Origin of the sequence: Streptococcus sp. 339, from assembly GCF_013277285.1 — a bacterium.
Lineage (GTDB): Bacteria > Bacillota > Bacilli > Lactobacillales > Streptococcaceae > Streptococcus > Streptococcus pseudopneumoniae.
Map to the genome: position 1 here is coordinate 1 of NZ_VMMR01000045.1, position 635 is coordinate 635.

A 635-nucleotide genomic window follows, 5' to 3' on the forward strand; every position below is an offset into this window, starting at 1 on the left:
TTTTATTTTAGTTTAGTATTAACATAATCGGCTTTTTCCTCATACCATTGATTAATAGCTGTCATAAATCCGTCATAGTTCCAAGCCAAGTTTTCTGCTAGTGAGAAATTTCCTGAAGACCAGGCGCTCCAAATGTCCTTACTAGACAAGCGTGTGTGATTAATGGTGATCGAAGCTTCTGCTGCACGAATGAAGGTTGTTTTTTCTAGTGCAGTTGACCATTTGATAGGAACATAGCTAGTAACTAGACCTTCGTCTGTTGTTTCTTTTCGAATGGCATTGATACGGTCTAAGATAGCCTGTTTATATGGCGTTAAGAAAGTCCCTTCAATCCCAACTAGAGTAGTACCAGAAGAAGTACTAGTGACCTAAGAGTTTAAGATATTGTAGGATTGACCATTGATTGCTTGAGTGGAAACCAGCCTATCATTAGTGGCTACTGATTGTGATGTAACAATTCCTACCCCAAGAAGTGATAGAGCTGAAATCGTTGCAAGTGTGAACTTTTTAGCTTTGGTGTCCATTTCGTGTCCCCTTATTTTTTATTATATAGTTATTTAGTTTTAAAAAAGCGTTCCAAACATTCAAAAATAGTTGGGACTTCCCTTAATAAATTTGTTCCTTTCTTTTTCAAG

General features: G+C 36.9%; 1 protein-coding gene. It reads right to left on the reverse strand.

The genetic code is table 11. The annotated features are described in order from the left end of the window. Positions 1-368 precede the first annotated feature (368 nt). Positions 369-524 (reverse strand): hypothetical protein, encoded by a 156-nt coding sequence (locus tag HT736_RS11735; RefSeq protein ID WP_000379812.1) that lies wholly within the window; start codon positions 522-524, stop codon positions 369-371. Between the last annotated feature and the right edge of the window lie 111 nt (positions 525-635).